At 65.0% G+C, this 19,132-nt stretch carries 16 protein-coding genes; 3 read left to right on the top strand and 13 right to left on the bottom strand.

Annotated elements, in window-relative coordinates:
- Positions 1–18 precede the first annotated feature (18 nt).
- From AB0362_RS01655 to thyX, 3 genes are all read right to left on the bottom strand, one after another.
- Positions 19–1,884, bottom strand: coding sequence for a ribonuclease J (locus tag AB0362_RS01655; RefSeq protein WP_230596220.1), 1,866 nt, complete (start codon positions 1,882–1,884; stop codon positions 19–21).
- Positions 1,881–2,789 (bottom strand): 4-hydroxy-tetrahydrodipicolinate synthase, encoded by a 909-nt coding sequence (gene dapA, locus AB0362_RS01650; protein ID WP_283275385.1) that lies wholly within the window; start codon positions 2,787–2,789, stop codon positions 1,881–1,883. Before dapA ends, AB0362_RS01655 begins: the two co-directional genes overlap by 4 nt.
- A gap of 100 nt (positions 2,790–2,889) precedes the next feature.
- The gene (gene thyX / locus AB0362_RS01645; RefSeq protein WP_068050707.1) at positions 2,890–3,642 is read right to left on the bottom strand and encodes an FAD-dependent thymidylate synthase; all 753 of its coding nucleotides are present in this window, start codon (positions 3,640–3,642) and stop codon (positions 2,890–2,892) included.
- A 140-nt stretch (positions 3,643–3,782) separates the two neighbouring features.
- Here thyX and AB0362_RS01640 point away from each other — a divergent pair, with 140 nt between their 5' ends.
- Positions 3,783–4,262, top strand: a complete 480-nt coding sequence (locus AB0362_RS01640; protein ID WP_149405926.1) for a hypothetical protein — start codon at positions 3,783–3,785, stop codon at positions 4,260–4,262.
- Positions 4,263–4,267: 5 nt separating this feature from the next.
- Here the strand turns inward: AB0362_RS01640 and zwf are convergent, their stop codons facing one another.
- From zwf to AB0362_RS01625, 3 genes are all read right to left on the bottom strand, one after another.
- Entirely contained in the window at positions 4,268–5,722 is a 1,455-nt protein-coding gene (gene zwf, locus AB0362_RS01635) for a glucose-6-phosphate dehydrogenase (protein ID WP_366234699.1), read from the bottom strand.
- Between the two features lie 64 nt (positions 5,723–5,786).
- Positions 5,787–6,995 (bottom strand): crosslink repair DNA glycosylase YcaQ family protein, encoded by a 1,209-nt coding sequence (locus AB0362_RS01630; RefSeq protein ID WP_366234698.1) that lies wholly within the window; start codon positions 6,993–6,995, stop codon positions 5,787–5,789.
- Between the two features lie 148 nt (positions 6,996–7,143).
- Positions 7,144–8,505: an OFA family MFS transporter gene (locus AB0362_RS01625; RefSeq protein ID WP_068050714.1), complete on the bottom strand. Its 1,362-nt coding sequence runs from the start codon at positions 8,503–8,505 to the stop codon at positions 7,144–7,146.
- A 136-nt stretch (positions 8,506–8,641) separates the two neighbouring features.
- Between AB0362_RS01625 and AB0362_RS01620 the strand changes: the two genes are divergently transcribed.
- Positions 8,642–9,085: a hypothetical protein gene (locus tag AB0362_RS01620; protein ID WP_317809437.1), complete on the top strand. Its 444-nt coding sequence runs from the start codon at positions 8,642–8,644 to the stop codon at positions 9,083–9,085.
- Between the two features lie 96 nt (positions 9,086–9,181).
- On the opposite strand, the gene AB0362_RS01615 is transcribed toward AB0362_RS01620, so the two are convergent.
- The 3 genes from AB0362_RS01615 to dapB are packed head-to-tail and all read right to left on the bottom strand — an operon-like array spanning position 9,182 to position 10,869.
- Complete coding sequence (locus tag AB0362_RS01615) at positions 9,182–9,634, bottom strand: NAD(P)H-dependent oxidoreductase (RefSeq protein ID WP_068050715.1); 453 nt, start codon at positions 9,632–9,634, stop codon at positions 9,182–9,184.
- Between the two features lie 6 nt (positions 9,635–9,640).
- Entirely contained in the window at positions 9,641–10,060 is a 420-nt protein-coding gene (locus tag AB0362_RS01610; RefSeq protein ID WP_068050722.1) for a hypothetical protein, read from the bottom strand.
- Positions 10,061–10,110: 50 nt separating this feature from the next.
- Positions 10,111–10,869, bottom strand: coding sequence for a 4-hydroxy-tetrahydrodipicolinate reductase (dapB, locus tag AB0362_RS01605; RefSeq protein WP_068050716.1), 759 nt, complete (start codon positions 10,867–10,869; stop codon positions 10,111–10,113).
- Between the two features lie 91 nt (positions 10,870–10,960).
- Between dapB and AB0362_RS01600 the strand changes: the two genes are divergently transcribed.
- The gene (locus tag AB0362_RS01600) at positions 10,961–11,749 is read left to right on the top strand and encodes an ATP-binding cassette domain-containing protein (RefSeq protein WP_366234697.1); all 789 of its coding nucleotides are present in this window, start codon (positions 10,961–10,963) and stop codon (positions 11,747–11,749) included.
- A gap of 24 nt (positions 11,750–11,773) precedes the next feature.
- On the opposite strand, the gene AB0362_RS01595 is transcribed toward AB0362_RS01600, so the two are convergent.
- The 4 genes from AB0362_RS01595 to AB0362_RS01580 all read right to left on the bottom strand — a co-directional run bounded on the left by AB0362_RS01595 (position 11,774) and on the right by AB0362_RS01580 (position 19,126).
- Positions 11,774–12,880, bottom strand: a complete 1,107-nt coding sequence (locus AB0362_RS01595; RefSeq protein WP_094642078.1) for an alcohol dehydrogenase catalytic domain-containing protein — start codon at positions 12,878–12,880, stop codon at positions 11,774–11,776.
- Positions 12,881–12,963: 83 nt separating this feature from the next.
- Positions 12,964–15,642, bottom strand: a complete 2,679-nt coding sequence (locus tag AB0362_RS01590; protein WP_366234696.1) for a glucosidase — start codon at positions 15,640–15,642, stop codon at positions 12,964–12,966.
- A gap of 24 nt (positions 15,643–15,666) precedes the next feature.
- Positions 15,667–17,589, bottom strand: coding sequence for a putative nucleotidyltransferase substrate binding domain-containing protein (locus tag AB0362_RS01585; protein ID WP_366234695.1), 1,923 nt, complete (start codon positions 17,587–17,589; stop codon positions 15,667–15,669).
- Positions 17,579–19,126: a GMC oxidoreductase gene (locus tag AB0362_RS01580; RefSeq protein ID WP_366234694.1), complete on the bottom strand. Its 1,548-nt coding sequence runs from the start codon at positions 19,124–19,126 to the stop codon at positions 17,579–17,581. Before AB0362_RS01580 ends, AB0362_RS01585 begins: the two co-directional genes overlap by 11 nt.
- Between the last annotated feature and the right edge of the window lie 6 nt (positions 19,127–19,132).

The following is a 19,132-nucleotide window of genomic DNA, read 5'->3' as shown; positions in this document are numbered from 1 at the left end:
GTTCGGCTGTGGGAGCGCCTAGTTCGACTGCGGTTGTGGCTTGACCGCGATGATCGTCGGAACGATCATCGGCTTGCGGCGATACTTGTCCGCCACCCACCGACCGACGACACGACGCACTGCCTGAGCGATGCGGTGCGTATCGGACACGCCGTCGGACGCCAGCCGCTGCAACTCCGACTCGACGAGTTGACCGGCTTCCTTGAGTGCAGCCGGATCGTCGGAGAATCCGCGACCGGACACCTCGGGTGCGGTCACTGCACGACCGGTGGCCGAATCGACGGCGACGCTGATCGCGATGAAACCGCCCTCGCCCAGCACCAGTCGGTCGGACAGCGTCGAATCGCCGACGTCACCGACAGAGAGGCCGTCGACGTAGACGTGCCCCACAGGCACCTGTCCGACGATCTCGGCGAGACCGTCGACCATGTCGACCACCACGCCGTCCTCTGCCAGCACCACTCGCTCCTCGGGTACGCCCGTCGCCTTGGCCAGCGCCGCGTTGGCGCGCAGGTGACGCCACTCGCCGTGCACCGGCATGGCATTGGTGGGCCGAACGGCGTTGTACAGGTAGAGCAGCTCTCCCGCCGACGCATGGCCCGAGACGTGAACCTTCGCGTTCTGCTGCGTCACGACGGTCGCACCCCGCTTGGCGAGGCCGTTGACCACCGCGAACACCGAGTTCTCGTTGCCGGGAATGAGTGAGGACGCCAGCACCACGAGATCGTTCGCCTTGACGTTGATCTGGCGATGCTCGCCGCGAGCCATCCGGGACAGCGCCGACAACGGCTCGCCCTGCGAACCGGTGGAGATCAGCACCAACCGGTCGTCGGGAAGCGTTGCGGCAGTGTCGACATTGACCTCGAGGCCGTCGGGCACACGCAGGTAGCCGAGATCCTGAGCGATCTGCATGTTGCGGACCATCGACCGGCCGACGAATGCCACGCGGCGGTTGTATCGCTCGGCGACGTCGATGACCTGCTGAATGCGGTGCACGTGGCTGGCGAACGACGCAACGATGACGCGCTGCTTCGCCTTGCCGATGACGGTGTCGAGTACTCCGCCGATCTCGCGTTCCGGCGTGACGAATCCGGGCACCTCGGCATTGGTGGAGTCGACCAGGAAGAGGTCGACACCCTCGTCGCCGAGCCGGGAGAAGCCGGCCAGGTCGGTCAGACGACCGTCGAGCGGCAGCTGATCGAGCTTGATGTCACCCGTGTGCAGCACCAGCCCGGCATCGGTCCTGATGGCGATTGCGAGCGCATCGGGAATGGAGTGGTTCACCGCGAAGTATTCGCAATCGAACGGGCCGTGCTGCGTGTGCTGGCCCTCGATGACCTCGACGAGGTTCGGCCGCAATCGGTGCTCACGACACTTGGCCGCGACGAGCGCGAGGGTGAACTTGGATCCGACGACGGGTAGGTCCGGACGCAGTCGTAGCAGGAACGGGACAGCACCGATGTGGTCCTCGTGACCGTGCGTCAGGACCACGGCCTCGACGTCGGCCATGCGATTCTCGATGTGCCGGAAGTCGGGCAGGATCAGGTCGACACCCGGCTGCTGATCCTCGGGAAAGAGCACGCCGCAGTCGATGATCAGCATTTTGCCCTGGTGCTCGAACACCGTCATGTTGCGACCGATTTCGCCGATGCCACCGAGTGCGACCACTCGCAGGCCCTTGAACGGGGCCTTCGGCGGTGTGCCGAGACGCTCCGTCGGGTCGAATTCACGACGCTTGTCGGGACGCTGAGTGCGCGCCGAGTTCTGCACCATCGGCTTTCCCTGCCGAGCCCCTGCCGGTTGGCCCTGCTTCGGGGCCGGACGCTCGGAGGGGGGTCCGGCGTTTCGGGTTGCGCGTCCGCGCGATCTGTTCGGTCGTGTCATACAAGAACTCCTGCCGCCCGCAGCTCTGCTGCGAGCAATTCGATGTGGTCGATGCTCGGTGGCACCTGGGGAAGTCGTGGTTCGCCGACATCGATTCCGATGAGGCGAAGGCCGGCCTTCGATGCGCTGACGCCGCCGAGGCGCGCGACCGAACGAATGACCGGGATGAGGCTGACGTTGATCGCCTGAGCACGCGCGATGTCGCCCATCATGAAGGCGGTGTGCAGCTCGCGGAGGCGAGCCGGAACGAGGTGGCCGATGACGCTGACGAAACCGGTTGCACCGACCGAGAGCCAGGGCAGGTTCAGCGGGTCGTCGCCGGAGTAGAACTGCAACCCGGTCGACGCGATCAGTTCGGCACCTGCGTTCAGATCGCCCTTGGCGTCCTTGACCGCGAGGATCCGTGGATGTTCTGCGAGTCGACGCAACGTCTCGGTCTCGATGGGAACGACCGACCGCGGCGGAATGTCGTAGAGCATCACGGGCAGGTCGGTGGCGTTCGCGACCGCGGTGAAGTGCGCGTACAGACCGGCCTGCGGCGGGCGGGAGTAATACGGGGTGACGACCAGAAGACCGTGTGCGCCTGCACGGGCGGCGTCACGGGCCAGCTCGACGCTGTGTGCGGTGTCGTTGCTGCCGGCTCCGGCGATGATGCGTGCCCGATGACCGACCGCGGCAATCACTGCGCGAAGCAGTTCGAGCTTCTCGTTCTCGGTGGTGGTCGGCGACTCGCCCGTCGTGCCGGCCAGAACCAGTCCGTCGTTGCCCTGCTCGACGAGATGATGTGCCAGCCGAACGCCCGCATCGATATCCAACTTGCCGTCCGCTGTGAACGGGGTCACCATCGCGGTGAGCACCGTACCGAACACAGGCGCAACGGAATGAGCGGCGTCACCGTAGGTCATGGCAGCAGATTACCCGGTGCTTTGCCCACTCTCGCGCAGCGGGACTCCCCGCCGACACCGTCCAGCCATACCCGGTCTACGCCGCAACCGAACCTCGTACTCAGACCTCGGTCACGAACGGGCTGCGGGCGACTTCCGTACCGTCCGGCAGCGTCGAGATCTCGAAGTCGCCGAACACGTCGGGAGCCACTCCCACGAGCTTACGCAGACATTCGACGGCAACGCGTCGAATCTCCACGTCCGCATGCTCGGAGGCGCGCATCGACACGAAATGCCGCCATGCTCGGTAGTTTCCGCTCACCACCACGCGTGTCTCGGTCGCGTTCGGCAACACCGACCGAGCCGCCTGCCGCGCCTGTTTACCCCGTAGAGCGGCGTTGGTGACCGATTCCAGTTTCCCCTCCAGCGCACCGAGCAGTTCGGTGTAGGCCGCCCGACTCGCCTCGGTCGCAGACGCGAACAGCGCCTCGAGCTCGGGATCTCCTTCGACAGCCGGTGGAAGAACCACGTTGGCGTCGTGTTCGGGAACGAATCGCTGCGAGAGTTGCGAGTAGGAGAAGTGCCGGTGCCGGATCAGTTCGTGTGTGCACGATCGCGAGATTCCGGTGATGTAGAAACTCACGCTCGCGTGCTCGAGAACCGACAGGTGTCCGACGTCGAGCAGATGACGCAGATACGATGCATTGGTCGCGGTCCGAGGATTGGGCTTGGACCAGCTCTGGTAGCAGGCACGACCGGCGAACTCGACCAATGCCTGCCCGCCGTCCGCGTCGGTTTCCCAGGGAATGTCGACGGGCGGAACGAACTCGGTTCGGGCGACCAGTTGCACTTTCAGCGCAACCGTCCGCGGCACAGCTCTACCTTCGTTTTCTGCTGACACCGCACAACCCTAAACGCGGCACCGATGCCCGGCGAACGATGGCGTCACGGTGCCGCCACATGACGTCACCAGGCACGCTTGACCGACGTCAACTATGACGCCACACTGGCGTCATGGAACTGGACAAGTACACCGCGTCGCTACGCACGGATCTACTCGCGGCGGCCGCTCTGGGCGACGAGCACACCCGCCAGACGGCCGAAGCTCTCGGCAAGACGGCGGAGGCGTCGGCCAGATTGATGCTGCTCACGGCACTGTCGGACTTCGCGGCAGAGGTATCGAACGACCTGGATGGTCATACGGTCACCGTTCGCCTCGACGGTACGCAGGCGCACGCCGATGTTCGACGCGACGGCCCGCTGCCCGGTCTGCACGACGGCGATCCGGCAGAGCCCGTCACCGAGGACTACCCGACCATGGACGACGTGTCCGGTGAGGTCCGACGGGTGACGCTGCGACTGGTCGAGCAGATCAAGGAACGGGCCGAGGACGCCGCGAACAACAGCGGAGTGTCGCTCAATTCGTGGTTGTCGCAGGCAGTTCAGGGCGCACTGCGTGATCAGATGCGCAAGGACCGTGGCTGGAACAACTGATCGGCCTACTTCTTCTCGCGCCACTCCCGCTCGAAGGGCAACCGCCACGCGTGTGGGGCGATGAGCTGATGAATTGCGTTGGGCCCCCACGACCCCGGTGCGTACGACCGGACCGGGGGTGGATCGGCCAGCAGCGGTTCGGAGACCTGCCACAGCCGCTCGATGCCCTCGGCCGTGGTGAACAGGGTGTGGTCGCCGTACATGGCGTCGAGGATCAGCCGTTCGTAGGCTTCGAGTACGTCTCCGACTCGTTCGGTTTCGTGAATCGCGAACTGCATGCTGAGTTTGTCGAGGTGCATACCGGGACCGGGCCGCTTGCCGTAGAACGACAGCGAGACCTTCGAGGCGTCCGCGAGGTCGAAGGTCAGATGGTCGGGACCTTGCGCTCCCACACCCGAGCCGGCCGGGAACATGCTCTTCGGTGGTTCCCTGAAGGCGATCGAGATGATGCGCTGCCCTTCGGCGAGTCGCTTACCGCTGCGCAGATAGAAGGGCACACCGGCCCAGCGCCAATTGTCGATCTCACACTTGAGAGCCACGAAGGTGTCGGTATCGGAGTCGGGGGCTACACCCTCTTCTGATCGGTACCCCGAGTATTGTCCTCGCACAACGTTTTTCGGGTCCAGGGGCAGCATGGATCGAAAGACCTTGTTCTTCTCCTCGCTGATGGCGCGGGGTTCGAGCGCCGTCGGCGGTTCCATGGCCATGAATGCCAGCACCTGGAACAGGTGCGTGACCACCATGTCCTTGTACGCGCCGGTGGATTCGTAGAATCCGGCTCGGCCTTCCAGTGCGAGTTTCTCAGGGATGTCGATCTGGACGTGATCGATGAAGTTGCGGTTCCAGATCGGCTCGAACAACCCGTTGGCGAACCGGAAGGCCAGGATGTTCTGAGCGGGTTCCTTGCCGAGGAAGTGATCGATCCGGAAGACCTGATCCTCGTCGAACGTTTGGTGAACCCGAGCGTTCAGCGCGATCGCGCTCTCGAGGTCGGTGCCGAACGGCTTCTCCATGATGATCCGTGAGCGCTTCACCAGATCTGCCGATGCGAGCGTATCCACCACTGCCAGAGCAGCTCTCGGCGGAACAGACAGGTAGTGCAGCCGTTCGGCGCTTCCTCCGAGGTCGATCTCGGCCTCGGCCACGGCCTCCCCCAACGCCGCCGGTCCTGCCTGTTGCGACACGTAGGTCAGTCGCGAGGCGAAACGATTCCATTGCTCGTCGCCGACTTTGCGACTCGAGTGGGTGTTGATCGATTCGCGAGCGAGAGCGCGGAATTCGTCGGTCGACATCTCTTCGAGAGATGTGCCGACGACCCGGATGTTCGGCGCGAGATCGGACAGCGCCAGATGCATCATCCCGGACAGCAGTTTTCGCTTGGCCAGGTCTCCTGTCGCCCCGAAAAGGACGACGACCTGGGGTGGGAGTTCGGGGGCGGTGTCTGTCCGGCGCGAAGTCACACTGGAAATAGTGACACCGATTCTGCCGACCTGCACTTCGGCAGAATCGAACCCCCGACCGACGTCATCGCAGTGCGGCGACGAGGTCTCCCCGGTACCCCACCACCACGCGTTCGAGTTCGAGCCAGTCCGCCATCTCTCGCAGGACGTCTCGTAGTCGAGGCGCAATGTCACCGGCGTTGCGGTCGCCTTCGACGTAGGCCGCGATCACGTGCAGTTCGGACTGCGCTCGCACTGCCTTGAGATCGACGCGAGCCACCAGATGCCCGTCGAGCAGAAAGGGAAACACGTAGTAGCCGTGAACTCGCTTGTGCTGTGGGGTGTATATCTCGATTCGGTAGTGGAAGTCGAACATTCGCTGCACCCGGGGCCGAAAGAAGATCATCGGATCGAACGGGCACAGCAGTGCGGCGGCGGTGGCCGTTCGCGGTGTCCTGGCGTCGCGGTGCAGGTATGCCGGTGCGTTCCAGCCTCGGACGGTCACCTGTTCGAGTACGCCGTCCTCGACGAGATCGCCGATCGCCGCCTTGGCCTGCTTCTGCGAGAGCCGGTAGTAGTCCCTCAGATCCGGCTCGGTACCGATTCCCAATGCCCGAGAGGATTTTTCGATCAGTTGCCGTACCGCGTCCGGTTCGTAGACGCGCCTGTGCAGAACGTTCTCCGGGATCACCCGTTCGCTGAGCTCGTACCGGCGCACGAATCCCGTCCGTGTCGGCACGGTCACCACGCCGCCCGCGAACAGCTGTTCGCAGACGACCTTGACATCACTGCGATCCCACCAGGGACCTTTGCGACCGGGGGTGTCCAGTTCGAGGTGCTTCTCGATCTCACCCGCGCTGGCCGCACCGATGTCGCCGATCACCGCGAGGACGTCGTCGACGAGAGTCGGTTCGCGATCGAGGATGTGAGCAGCTCCGCCCCACCGCCCGTGTCGATACAGCTCCATTCGCCATCGCATCAGCGGCCAGTCCTCCACTGGCAGCAATGCGGCCTCGTGGGCCCAGTACTCCACCATTCGACGAGGTCGACGCGCAGTGTCGGTCCATGCGGCGTCGTCGACGACAGTGCGATCGTAGGCACCGACGCGGCTGAACACCGGTGCGTAGTGCGCCCGCACCACCACCGACACGGAGTCGATCTGCAACAGTCCGGTGGTGTCGATGGCTGCGTGAACCGCGGCCTTGCTCGCCGGCCGAGTACGCGACCGCCTCGACGCCAGCCCTTGGGCGGCCAGGGCGGTACGACGCGCGGCGGCGGCACTCATCTCCTGCATCGAACCAGCCTGTCACGGCCCACCGACACGTCGACTCACGTGCTGAACAGGTTCGCCGCCTTGAGGATCAGTTCGTACAGTCCGTAGGCGAACGGCACGGCAACCCACGCCCATGCGACCGCCATCGTGACCTGCTTGCGTCCGCCGCTCATGCCTTCGCTCCTGTGGTCGTCGCGGCCTTCGCCGGATCGGCTTCGTGATACTTCGATGCGACCGGCTTGATCGCCTCGTTGGCAAGGAAGCCGACCACGAGCAGACCGATCATCACGTAGAACGCCGGTAGGTATCGGCCGGTGGTTCCGGGTTCTCCGGCGTCGGCGATGGCGTTGACGATCAGCGGCCCCAGGACACCGGCCACCGACCACGCGGTGAGGAGTCGTCCGTGGATCGCGCCTACCTGATACGTACCGAAGAGGTCCTTGAGATAGGCCGGAACCGTGGCGAATCCCGCACCGTAGAACGAGAGAATGAGCAAGGCCGAGACCATGAACAGGATCTTGTTGGTGTTGGTGAACAACGCGATGTACAGGTACAGGAGAGCGCCGACACCGAGGTACATCCGGTAGATGTTCTTACGCCCCACCACGTCGGACACCGAAGACCAGACGAACCGTCCGATCATGTTGGTCAGGGAGAGGAACGCGACGAAACCGGCAGCCGCAGCGGCGAGAGATTCGGGCGAGGTCGCGTCGGGAAAGAAATCCTGATAGATGCCCGATCCGCGCTCGAGAATGCCGATTCCGGCAGTGACGTTGAAGCACAGGACGACCCACAGCAGCCAGAACTGGGGAGTCTTCACTGCGTTCGCGGCCGAGACGTTGTGCGTCGAGATCATCGCCGAGGACGCGGGCGGGGTCCATCCGGCCGGGGTCCATCCCTCGGCCGGCACTCTGATCAGCACGACTCCCAGTGCCATGAACACCGCGTATCCGACGCCGAGCGTGAGGAACGTCTTGGCGATGGACCCGTCGGTGAAACCGCCGAAGTTCACCATCAACTGGCTGGTGAGGGGCGACGCGATGAGTGCGCCGCCGCCGAAGCCCATGATCGCGATACCGGTGGCCATGCCCGGCCGGTCCGGGAACCACTTCATCAAGGTCGAGACCGGTGAGATGTAGCCGATTCCGAGGCCGATACCGCCGACGAACCCGTAGCCGAAGATCACCAGCCAGAACTGTCCGAGGGCCATGCCGAGCGCGGACAGCAGCAGTCCCGAGACGAAGAAGACCAGGGAGACGGCCATCGCCCACCGCGGACCGTTCTTCTCGACGCGGGTTCCGAAGATCGCCGCGGACAGGCCGAGCATCACGATGGCGAGCTGAAACGGAATGGCAGTGACGGTGCCGCTGAGCCCGAGTGCGTCGGGCTGCGAGATGGCGTTCTTGAACACGCTCCAGGCGTAGGCGGATCCGATCGCGAGGTGAATGGACAGCGCGGCCGGGGGTATCAACCAGCGGCTCCACTCGGGTGTCGCGACGATGGCGGAGCGATCGAGAATGCGGAGGGTCATCGAAATCCCTTGAGATAGAAAGCGGTACAAGCGTGCAGTATCTCCTGCAGTCAAACACGTGCAGCGCCCTGCTCGCTCACAACTGCCAATAGTTTCTTCACCGAACTCACTTTTCTGGCCGCGTATCCTCGCGGCAGTGGATATCGAGCGGTGGCGCAGCAGATTGCCGGTGAGACGAGCCTCCGACGGTGAGGTGATCGGGTGGACCGTCGCCCACGACACGAGTGCACAGGACGAATACGACGACGATTACACCGTCGATGCCGTCAATCCCGCCGGCATCACCGTTGCGCACGGCGTGCCGATCGAGACTGCGATCGCCCACCTCGAGGATCGCGGTCTGGCATCGCTGTCGGCTCCACATTGGACCAAGGCACCCCTGCCACTCGAATCCGAGACCGATCTGAGTGCACCGCAGGAGGACTGGCCGTGGCGGCGGGTGCTGATGACGCAACTCGACGACAATCGAGTGTGGATCAGGCCCGCGTATCCGAGTTGGCCGGAGCGCCTGCTCGAGATTCCGCTGCCGATCCCGGCCGACGACATCCTGCGCCCGGACTCCCCCGCCGACTCCGACTGAATAAGTAACGCGCCACCAGGGACCTCAGCGCGTCGGCTACGTCGTAGCTCTCGGGTCGGGTGTGCGAGCAACCCGAAGGAGCTCGCGAGGAAGTCCTCAGATCGACAACCCCGCCGCAACGGTTCCGCCGAGCTCGTAGCAGCGTTCACGTGCAGGTTTGCCGCTCTCGGCGACGTGCAGGGTGCCGAACACCTTCTCCAGACCCCAGCCCGACGCGATCTTCTCGATCGCCCGGCCGGCACCCACGGTGTCGTCGTTGCCGTGAACCCAAGCAGCGTAGGGCTTTCCGGCAACGGCACCGAGGCATGGGTAGTACACGGTGTCGAAGAAGTGTTTCAGAGCCCCGCTCATATATCCGAAATTCGCCGGTGTTCCGAAGAGAAAGCCGTCGGCACCGAGTACGTCGGGAACGGTCGCGCCGAGAGCAGGCACACTGCGCACGTCCACGCCGGTGATCTCGGGGTCGTGAGCGCCGTCGAGAACTGCCTCGAGCAGCTCGTGCGTGAGCGGGCTCGGGGTGTGATGAACGACCAGCAGGGTGCGCGGCATCGAAGGTCAGTTCTCGTCCCGTTCGAGTGCCACAGCACGCTTCATCGTCTCGCGGGCGCGTCCACGGTCACCGGCGTAATCGTAGGCACGAGCCAGTCGGTAGGAGTTGCGCCAGTTGTCCGGATCCTTCTCCCACTCGGTCTTGACCTGTTGGAACAACTCGTCCGCCGCATCGCGTTCGATTCGTCCCGACGGCCTGCGCGGAAGATCCGCGACGTCGAGTTCGAGGCCCTCCTCGTGAATGCGCGAGGCCAGCCGCTGGTGGTCGAAGCCGGCTTTGAGGGTGGCCCACACGATCCACAACCCGAGTATCGGCAGCAGCAGGACCCCGATCCCCAGGGAGATGCTCGCCACGCCACCGTTCTGGATCAGCGTCACACCGCGCTGGCCGAGCAGAAAGAAGTAGAAGCCGAGAATCAGCACCATCACCGCGAGGATGGCGAGCACCTTCGTCGTCTTGTTCACCGTCGATCAGCTCACAGATCCAGCAGAGGATCGAGGCCGACGGTCAACCCCGGTCGTCCGGCGATCTCGCGGACTCCGAGAAGCACACCGGGCGCGAACGACGTGCGATCGAGCGAATCGTGCCGAATGCTCAGTGTCTCACCCTGCGTGCCGAGCAGAACCTCTTGGTGCGCAACCAGTCCCGCGAGCCGGATCGAGTGCACACGCACTCCGTCCACATCGGCACCACGTGCGCCGTCGAGTTCGGTCGTCGTCGCATCGGGGCTCGCCGGAGTGCCTGCGGCGGCGCGTGCCTCGGCAATCAGCGCGGCGGTTCGGTACGCCGTGCCCGACGGCGCATCGGCCTTGTTAGGGTGGTGCAGTTCGATCACCTCGACCGAGTCGAAGAACCGGGCGGCCTGCTGCGCGAATCGCATCGACAGCACCGCGCCGATGGCGAAGTTCGGTGCGATCAGTACACCCGTCTGCGGCGATCCCGCCAGCCATTCGCGAACCTGCTCGAGCCGCCGTTCGTCGAATCCGGTGGTGCCGACCACTGCATGGATACCCTGCTCGATCAGGAACTGCAGGTTGTCCATCACCACGTCGGGGTGTGTGAAATCGACGACCACCTGGGCGTTCGCATCGACGAAGTTCGCCAGCGGATCGCCCTGATCGACGGTCGCCACGAGCTCGAGATCCTCGGCTGCCTCGACGGCGGCACAGATGGCCTGCCCTACCTTGCCGCGTGACCCCAGTACCCCTACTCGAACAGGTGCCGTTGCACTCACGTCGTACCCACACTCGTTTCGTCGTCTTGTCGGTTCTACCGACCTCAGAGCCTACTTCTCCACGATCCGTCCCAGCAGCTACGGTCGTCCGGTGCCATCCACCGTCCTGTTCGCCGACCGCGTCGATCTCGTCCGTGGCGGGCGATACCTGCTCAGCGATGCGACGCTGCGGGTCGAGGAGGGTGAGCACTGGGTGTTGCTCGGTGCCAACGGCGCGGGCAAATCCACCTTGCTCAGCTTGCTCGGCGCGCTCGTCCATCCAACGCACGGCGCAGTGCACGTTCTGGGCCATCGCCTCGGACGAGTGGACATGCGCGAATTGCGGACGCACATCGGCCACGTCGACCCGCGGTTGAAGATCGAGGCTCCGCTGACGCTGTTCCAGGTGGTGCTGACCGGGCTGACCAACACTCCGGATCTGATCCCGAGATGGTCGGCCGACAACCACCAGATCGCCCGCGCTCACCGTCTGATCGAGTCCCTCGGCGTCGCCCATCGCACCGACGCGTCGTGGCACACGCTCTCGCAGGGCGAGCGAGGACGAGCGCTCATCGCGCGCGCTCTGCTTCCCGACCCGGCGCTGCTGTTGCTCGACGAGCCTGCCACCGGGCTCGATCTTGCTGCCCGCGAACAACTTCTGAGTGCACTCGACTCGTTGCGGGCCGAACACCCGACCCTGGCCAGCATTCTGGTGACTCATCACCTCGAGGAAATCCCGACCTCGACCACCCATTCCCTCCTCATCCGCGACGGAAGAGTGCAGACACAAGGAGCCGTCGACGTAGTACTGACCACCGACAACATCAGTGAGTGTTTCGACCATCCCATCGAGATCTCGAAGCAACGCGGGCGGTGGGTCGCCACGGCGGCCCACCGCTGATGCTCGGTCGAAGACAGCTGAAACTCAGTCGAACACGATGACCTGACGGATCGCGTTGCCGTCGGCCAATTCGTCCATGCCGCGGTTGATCTCGTCCAACGTGATTCTCGACGAGATCAGCTTCTCGACGGGAAGCCGTCCCTCACGCCACATCTGTGCGTACGTCGGGATGTCGCGAGCCGGTACAGCGGAGCCCAGGTAGCTGCCGATGATCGTGCGGGCTTCGGCCACCAGGCCCAGCGGTGAGATGGACGAGCGGGCGTCGGGTGCGGGGAGACCGACGGTGATGGTCTTGCCGCCGGGAGCCGTTGCAGCGACTGCAGTTTCGAAGGCTCGGGCGTTGCCGGCGGCCTCGATGACGATGTCGGCCTTGATTCCCTTCTCGGCGAGCTCGGCCGGCGAATACACCTGTGTTGCACCGAGATCGGTTGCGGTGGACAGCTTGTCCGGCACCCCGTCGACTCCGATCACCTCACCGGCACCCACCGATACGGCCGTCAGAACCGCTGCCATACCTACTCCGCCGAGGCCCACCACCATCACCGACTGTCCGGGCTTCGGAGTACCGGCGTTGAGCACAGCGCCACCGCCGGTCAGTACCGCGCAACCGAGGACCGCTGCGATATCGGCGGGGATGTCGTCCTCGACCGGAACCACCGACTTTCGGCTCACCACAGCGTGTGTGGCGAATCCGGAAACTCCGAGGTGATGCTTGACCTCTTCCCCGTCACGGTGCAACTTGATGCCTCCGCCGAGCAGTGTCCCGGCATTGTTCGACGCGCTGCCGGTGACGCACGGCATCTGGCCGTCGGTGGCGCACCCGGCGCATTCGCCGCAGCGTGGCAGGAATGTCATGACGACGCGGGTGCCGACCGCGATGTCGTCGACGCCCGCGCCGACCTCCTCGACGCGGCCTGCGGCCTCGTGGCCGAGCAACATCGGCACCGGACGAACTCGGTTGCCGTCGACGACCGACAGGTCCGAGTGGCACAGTCCCGCGGCTTCGATTCTGATCAGCAGCTCCCCCTCGCCCGGCGAACCGAGCTCGAGGTCGGAGACGGTGATGGGATGCGAGTCCGCGAAGGGACGAGATCGGCCGATTTCTTCGAGTACTGCGCCGCGAATCTTCATCCCGCCAGACTATGCGGCTCCGCCGCATGTGCGTGGAACTTCGTAGCCCACTACGAAGTTCCACTCACATGGGCCGCAGGCCCTCACAGCGGCAGACGGGGCCTGAGCAGGTGCGCAACCAGTGCCGTCCACCCGGTTTGGTGCGTTGCTCCGAGTCCCTCGCCGGTGTCCCCGTCGAAGTATTCGTTGAAAGTGGGGTGCTCACTCCACAGTGGATCGGAACTCGATTCGATCCGCCGACCGTCGGCAGGCCGCTTGCCATCGACAGGGCGGAACAATCCGGCCAGACCGGTGTCGATCAAGTCCGCGGCATCGGTGAGTGTGCGATGGTTTCCCGAACCGGTGGGGATCTCGATGGTGAACGAGTCGCCGTAGTACCGGCCGTAGGCGCGCAGCTTGTCGGCCAGCAGGACGTTCACCGGGAACCACACCGGACCGCGCCAGTTGGAGTTGCCCCCGAACATTCCGGTGCGCGACTCCCCCGGCTCGTATTCGATGGACAGGCTCCGGCCGTCCACGTCGAACGTGACCGGTTCGCGGTACGAGGCCGAGAGCGATCGAATCCCGAAGTGCGACAGAAACTCTTCGGAGTCGAACATGCGAGCCAGGATACGCTTGAGCCGTTCGGGTTGGACGAGTGTCAGCAGCATGCGCACCTCGCCGCCCTCGCGCCGAGCAAGCAGCGGGCTGACCATCTCCGGTCGCCTGCGTTGAATCCAGCGCAGTCGAGCGGTGAGATCGGGACATTCCTCCTCGACCCACGGCGGGATCTCGGTGGCACCGAGGATGGGCAGCAGTCCCACCATGGACCGCACGCGCATCGGTACCGCATCGCCCTCGGGCTGAACCAGGACGTCGTAGAAGAACCCGTCCTCCTCGTGCCACAGCGAAATATGCTGCGATCCGAAGGAGTTCACTGCCTTGGCGATCGAGAGGAAGTGCGAGAAGAACTTGGTCGCGACGTCGTCCCAGGCGCTGTCGTGTCGCGCGAGTTCCAGCGCGATCTTGAACATCTGCTGGCAGTAGAACGCCATCCAACTCGTCGCGTCCGACTGTTCGAGCCGAAATCCGGGTGGCAGTGGGGCAGATCGATTGAACAGTCCGATGTTGTCCATGCCGAGGAATCCACCCTCGAAGATGTTCGAGCCCTCGGAGTCCTTTCGGTTTACCCACCAGGCGAAGTTGAGCAGCAGCTTGGTGAACACCCGCACCAGGAATTCGCGATCGCGGTAGCCGTCGATGCGATAGACGTGCCATGCCGCCCACGCGTGCACGGGTGGGTTGACGTCACCGAACTCCCACTCGTATGCGGGCAGTTGGCCGTTGGGGTGCATGGCCCATTCCCGGCACATCAGCACCAACTGTTCCTTGGCGAAATCGGCGTCCACGTGCGCCAACGGAATCGCGTGGAAAGCCAGGTCCCAGGCCGCGAACCACGGGTACTCCCACTCGTCGGGCATCGAGATCACATCGGCCAACGCCAAGTGACGCCAGTGCGCATTGCGCCCACCCGGGTCCTGCCTCGAGTCCGGAGCCGGAGCGCCGACCTTGTCGCCCTCGATCCACTCCTCCACGTCGTATCGGTAGAGCTGTTTGGTCCACAGCAAACCGGCGTAGGCGCGCCGCGCAACATGCCGGTCGACATCGGTGAGGTCGGCTCCGATCACGGCACCGTAGAACTCGTCGGCCTCGGCCTGCCGGTCGGCGTGGACGGCATCGAATCCGGCCCCGAACGTCTGCTCGTCCGGCCGGTTGGGCGACAACCGCAATCGGACCGATTCCGTTGCACCGGGGGCGATGTCGTCGAAGCGGTACCAGAACGCAGCCTTCGTACCGGTCTGCTCGGGGTTGACCGCATCGAGCTCCCCGTCGACGACTCGGCGGCCGATGCCGTCCTTGGGGTACGCCGAGATGTTCTCCTGTCCCCACAGAGCCTCGGCATTGGTTTCGTTGTCGCAGAACAGAACTGCCGGTGTTCCCTCGGCACTGAGGTAGTAGCGACCGAGAAATCCGTGGTCGACGGCGATGGCTTCGAGTCCACCTGCCATCAGGTCCGGTGGGCTCAGCTGCGCCAGCGTGCCGCCCCGGTCGTCGCGTCCCCACGACCAGGTGTTGCGCAGCCACAGGTGCGGCAGTAGATCGACCGATGCCGCCTCGGGGCCGTGGTTGGTGATCGAGATGGTGATGCAGATGTCGTCGGGTGAGGCCTTGGCGTACGTGACCTGAACGTCGAAGAATCTGTTCTCGTCGAGGATGCCGGTGTCGGCCAGCTCGTATTCGCGGTCGTCACGTCCGCGTCGAGCATTCTCTTCCCGCAGGCGGGCGTACGGATACTCCGCGTGCGGATAGCGGTAGAGCCACTGCATCCAGCTGTGCGTCGGTGTTCCGTCGACGGCCCAGAAGTATTCCTTGACATCCTCGCCGTGATTGCCCTCCTCGTTGGCGAGGCCGAACAACCGTTCCTTGAGGATCGGGTCCTTTCGATTCCACAGTGCGAACGAGAAGTTCAGGAACCCGAAGCGGTCGCAGATTCCGCCGATACCGTCCTCGCCCCAGCGGTAGGCGCGCTTGTGCGCCTGATCGAACGGAAACGACGCCCAGGCATTACCGTCCTCCGAGTAGTCCTCGCGCACCGTGCCCCACTGGCGCCCCGCCAGGTACGGGCCCCACTGACGCCACGGTCCACTGACCCCGGGCGATTCCGCCAACCGATGGTGTTCGACGGTGGACGGGATGGGAACGCTCACGGGATTGGTGGTCACGGCACACAGTCTGGTCGTTGCCGGTCATCGATGCACGCCGACGTTGGCCGCCAGATACCCGACGCGTCGTTGCACCGCGGCGATCTCGCGGATGCCGTCGGTGAGCAGACTCCGCTCCAGAGGTGACAGATCTGCCATGATCAGCACGTCACCGGGTCGGTGGCCGGCCGTGATCTGGTCGATCTGATGCGACAGTCGGAGCCGCTGCAGCAGCTCGAACACCTCGGACAGAGCAGCGACATCACGTTCGGAGAGCATGCCGTTGCCCGACGCCGCCGCGAGCCGCGCGGGGGTCGAGGCCGATGCCATGCCGACCGACAGCCCACCCCACCGAGCGAGGTTGACGATGGGCGTCAGGGCATGGGCCTTGAGGTCGAACGTGCCGCCGCGCCGCGCCAACACGTCTCGAAGCGATCGCAGCCGAGCCCGTCCGGCGAGGGCGTCCCGCAGTTGCAACCGCAGGGCGTCGGGGTGATCGACCAGGAGTCGCCGGTAGGCCTCGGGCACCGTGTGCAGTTCTTTCGGGCCCCACACCACTCTGCCGTCGATCATCAACGAGGACATGATGAGGCCGGAGTCTTCCGCCGGATTGCCACGTTCGGCGAACGGGTTGCTGAGCCAATGGGCAGCGGCCCTTTCCCATTGACCGGCCGAGCGTGCGAATCGGGGCGAGCTCGCGACCGCGCCGTTGGTGTCCGACGGCAATCCGGCACTGTCGAGGCTCACGTGCACACGGGCGGCCAAGTCCATCAACGCCTCGTCGCGGGTCCACGACACCGCGTTCGATGTCCCTCGCACATCGGGATCTGCGGTGGCATCCGCCCAGGTCAATGCACTGTCGACGTCCGAGGAGGGCATGGCTTCTCGACGCGCCACGCTGCCGAGAGTGATCCACGCGAAATGGTCACGGGGCACGTCCGGACGTGCGGTCCATTCGATCTCGACGGCCCGGCGGACGAGGCTGTCGACCACGACGGAGAGGATCGCGCTGACCGCCATCGCATCGGTTCCGCCCTCGAACAGATCCACCACCAGGCGGGGCACGAGCCTGCCTGCGTCGGCGAGTTCGGCGGCGGTCGACGCCGATGCCACAGCTCGGCGGACCACGAAACTGCGTCGGGTGGACGCGGCATGCAGATCCGAATCCTCGACGACGCCGAGTACCTCGCCGCGGGTCGACACCACCGGCATGTGCCGCAGGCCTCGCTCGAGCATGTCCATCAGCACCGTGCCGGCCAACCGGTCCGCCGTCACGGTCTCGGCAGGCGAGGTCATGACCTGCTCGATCGGAGTATCGACGCCGATCCCGGCGGCCACCACCCGAATTCGGAGGTCGCGGTCGGTGAAGATGCCGTGGCGAGAACCGCGCAGCGGAACCAGAACGTAGGAGCTGCCCTGCTCGGTCATGTGCCGGACAGCATCTCGAACGGTGGTGCCGACGGGCGTGAACACCGCTGGGGCCGAGAGTAATTCACCGACGGTGCGGCCCGCGCTCCCCTCGATCGGCCCGCCGCGGTGCGCGGTGGCCGAGGTGACGGCGTCGGCCAGGAACGCCAGGCCGGTCGGCGTCGCGAACAACGGCCGAATCAGCTCGCCGGGCAATCGAATCACGATGCTCGGTTCCGTTGCTCGCGCACGGAATTCGACGGTTCCGCCGGACAGCAGAGCCGAGAAGCCGAAGACACCACCGGGCCCGATGGTGTCGATCGGCACCTCGGTGGGAGAGGTCGCATCCGGGTGCGTGATCACCACGCGCCCGGTGCGCACCACCCATACGGTGTCGGCAGCTGCCGAGACGTCGGTCCGCGGAGGGTCCACAACCCATGCCCCACCGCCGTACTCGCGTTCGACGGCCGAGGCAGCCAGCTCGGCCAGGACTGCCGGTGACGCGCCCTGAAACGGTGGATGCGCGCCGAGAAAATCGGCCAGCTCCGATCTATCCGCCACGGATCAGGTCGGCGCATTTCTCCGCCATGGTCATCACCGTGATGTTGGGATTGACGTACGGCAGCTTCGGCATCGCCGACGCGTCGACCACGCGCAGGTGCGCGATGCCCTTGACGCGCAACTCGGGATCCAGCACGGCCATGGTGTCGTCAACCGATCCCATTCGCGCCGTGCCTGCCGGGTGATAGACCGTGTTGTGGGTCTTGTGCACGTAGTCCAGCAGGTCGTCGTCGGTGACAGCATCGGGTCCGGGAGCAAGCTCTCGTTCTATCCAGCCAGCGAGCGGACCGTCCGCGGCAATCCGACGAGCGAGCTTCAGACCGGCGAGCATCACCGCGTCGTCGTGGCCGTCGGGGTCGGTGAAGTAGCGAGGATCCACCTTTGCCCGATCGCGAAAATCCCTGCTGCGCAACCGAACAGTGCCCCGGGAGCGCCCCTGGGTGACGTTGGGCGTGAGACAGAAACCGTTGTCGGTGGTCGGGTAGCCCCAGCGAAGGGTGTTCATGTCGAACGGCACGCTGCCGTAATGCATCATGATGTCCGGGTAGTTCAGCGAGTCGTCGGTCTGCGCGAACACTCCGATCTCCCACCACTGCGAGGACGTGGTGGCCATCGGCCTGCTCGCCTCCCAGAACACCAGCCCCTCGACGTGGTCGTCGAGATTCTCGCCCACTCCGGGTGAATCGACCCGAACGGTGATCCCCATCTCCTGCAACTGTGCCGCCGGTCCGATTCCGGAGAGCATCAACAACTTCGGCGTGTCGATGGCACCGGCTGTGACGATCACCTCGCGACGCGCCGAGACGGTGTCGTAACCGGTGAGATCGGGGCGTTGGTACCGCACTCCGGTCGCGGTCAGCGATTCGTCGATCAGAATCTCGCTGATCCAGCAGTCCGTTCGCACCTCCAGGTTGGGGCGCGTGCCGATGATCGGATGCAGGTAGGCGTGTGAGGTCGACATACGCAAGCCGTCTTCGCCCGCATTGATCTGGAACCAGCCGGCACCGTTGAGTACCGGCGTTCCGCGGTTGAATGCGACCGTCGGAAGACCCATCCCGGCGGCCGATTCGAGCACTGCCGCACCGCACGGATCGTTCGGTGGCACGTCGCGAATCCGCACCGGCCCGTCCTGTCCACGACCGGTGTCGTTGCTCTCGACTCGCGCGACGAGCGGAAGGATGTCCGACGCGCCCCATCCCGTCGCGCCCGCAGCCGCCCAATCGTCGAGGGTTTCCGCCGGCGGGTGAAAGGCGATGCAGGAGTTGTGCGAGGAGCAGCCACCGAGCACTTTCGCCCGCGCGTGCCGCATGAAGCTGTTGCCGCGCTCCTGCGGTTCGACGGGATAGTCCCAGTCGTAGCCGGAGTCGAGTAGATGCATCCACTCCGCCAGTTCGAGAATTGCCTTGTCGCCGACGTCGGTCGGCCCTGCTTCGACGAGGCAGACACTGACGGAGGGGTCCTCGCTGAGCCGAGCAGCGAGGACACACCCCGCCGTCCCGCCACCTGCGACGACGTAATCGAACTGGGTGTCTGTCACTGCACG

The sequence above is a fragment of the Rhodococcus sp. NPDC079359 genome, assembly GCF_040702585.1.
In the GTDB taxonomy this organism is placed as follows: domain Bacteria; phylum Actinomycetota; class Actinomycetes; order Mycobacteriales; family Mycobacteriaceae; genus Rhodococcoides.
The sequence above is the reverse complement of the archived record's forward strand: the minus strand, read 5'-3'. Positions and strand labels throughout refer to the sequence as shown.